General features: G+C 70.2%; 1 protein-coding gene. It reads right to left on the bottom strand.

Going from position 1 to position 2,137, the window contains the following annotated elements; translation table 11 throughout:
* Window positions 1–6 precede the first annotated feature (6 nt).
* A complete protein-coding gene (locus tag ACWD3D_RS36385) occupies window positions 7–1,566 on the bottom strand; it encodes a hypothetical protein (RefSeq protein ID WP_451464935.1) in 1,560 nt (519 codons plus the stop codon).
* Between the last annotated feature and the right edge of the window lie 571 nt (window positions 1,567–2,137).

Here is a 2,137-nt window from a genome sequence, read left to right as displayed (position 1 = left end):
ATCAAGTTAGGGGCATGGGCAGGTGAGCGGCAGGATGCGCTCCGACACCTGACCGGTGATACGGGTGTCGGTGACGTCGGATTCGGCCAGCCACTTCGTCGTCACCAGCCGCTCGACCAACGCCGGCAGTTCTTCCGGTTCCACCGGGCACCAGGCGGTGAGAGCGTCCAGATCGACGCCCTGTCCGTCTGCGCCCAGACGGCCGTCGAAGCTGGTCCGGGCGGCCAGAGCCAGGGCCAGCATCCGGGCCCCGGGGGGTGCCTTCGACTTGCGGAGCTTCTTGTCCGAGACCACGCGCTGCGCCCATCCGCTGAGTTTGGGGCGCATCTTCCGGCCGAAGGTGAGAGGCCCCGTACCGTCGTCACCCGGCACCAGGGGCGGGACGGTGATGGGGACGGGGTTCTCCGGCCGGGCTTCGAGAACCTCACCCGCGGTGCCGGGCAGGGACAACCAGCCGCTCTTCGCCAACTCGGTGACCAGACCCTCCGGGTCCGTCAGGTTCAAGCCGTTGATGTCCTGTCCGACGAGGTTGCCGGTTCCGGTGTGCGCGGTGCGCAGCGTCAGCATCACCGTCAGAAGCCTTGCCTCCGCGCCGGGCAGCGGGGCGTGATCGGCCAGGTGATCGAGGACGGAGCGCGCGTTGGTCCACTGCTTCGGTCCGATCAGGAACCGCTCCACCGTCGGCCCCTCGCCGTCCGGACCGGCACCGGTGCGCTGCTGGTGCTGGACGCGGGCGGCGGTGGCCGCATGCGCGGCCCGCTGGGCCTCCAGCCGGAGGGTGACGTCCCCGGTGACGTCGGACCAGGTCATGAACGCCTGCGCCTTGCGCGTGTGAAGGTCTGCCAGCATTGCCAAGTCGGGCTCGGTGCGCTTCTGGTAGGCACGGAACAGATGCCCGAGTTCGACGAGTTCGTCGCGGAGAACGACGGGGCGCAGGTCGTGCGGGACGATCCGTTGCGCGATCTTCTCGTACCCCTGGCGGCGGCGTACCTGCGTGGAACGGGGTTTCGGCACCCGCCGGGGCCCGGACCCGGACGAGGGGGCGGGCATGGGGGCGGAGGAGGAACCGTCGGAGAACTGGGCGGCGAGTGGCGGACGTTCACCCGCCGGCGAGGGGGCGGCGGTCGCCGGAACGGAGGCTGCCGGAGCAGTGGCGACGATCTTGGTACCGGGTGTGGCGGCGGCGCAGCGGGAGCAGCACTCCATGGCTTGCCACCAGCGACCCTCCCGGTCGGCGATCACGGCCAGCACCACCGCGCCGCCGCACCGCCAGGATTGCGGATGCTCGAACCGGCCCGGGGCGGGGCGGATGTGCGCTCCGCAGTTCTCGGACTTGCAGGCGCAGTACGCGTGGGCCCGGGGCTCGGCCGCCGCCTTGAGGTGAGCCTTCAGGTGCGCGATCGCCGCCGCCCGCCCTTGCGCCGTCGACGGCAGGCGCTGTTCGGAGCAGGACGGCCGGCTGCACGTGACGCGCACCGTCGTACTGCCGCAGCCGGTCGCGTCCAGACGCACCATCCACTTACGTCCCACCACGCGCTCGTCCAGTCCGCCGGCCGCCTTCGTCATCCTGCTTTTCCTTCCCCACCGTTCCAACTGCCCGTGGCCGGCCCTGTCGCAACGGACCGACTCGGCAACGAACCCACCGTACGTGGCAGTACGGGCCTTGGACCCAGGAACTCCGTTTGGCTCACCCGGTGGTCGACACGGAATCCGGGACCGTCCGTGGTGGACAGGCGATCCGGGCCAGCGCACGCGCGATGTTCGTCCTTTTGTTCGAATGTGTGCATTGCTTCGATCTCCTTGACGAGCGACCGCCGTTTGTGCCGGAGCGCGATAGCCGTCACCTGAGCACGGCATCTGTCACCACCCCGACCGCGGTCTCGCGCTGTCAGCGGGGCGAGAGTGTCCTGTCCCAGTGAGTCGTCGGATTCTCACGGTTCTCGTACGTGGTGCTGGATTCTCACCACGTCGTGCGCTGAGCGAAGACGTTTACCCCGGGCCCACCAGCGGGTCGACCGCAGAGGGCGGGGAGCGCGGCGCGGGCTGGTCCGGCCGGACTCCATCGTCGGGGACAGCATGGCGACGCTGCTCGACGCGGGTCTGGCCCTGGGCCACCGGCACGCCGCCAAGGACGTGG

It is taken from the genome of Streptomyces sp. NPDC002690, from assembly GCF_053592415.1.
This window is presented reverse-complemented; position numbering and strand designations above follow the sequence as displayed.

Excerpts from the sequence above, each read along its gene's own strand:
- ACWD3D_RS36385 (WP_451464935.1), bottom strand. The coding sequence starts at position 1,566 with ATGACGAAGGCGGCCGGCGGACTGGACGAGCGCGTGGTGGGACGTAAG.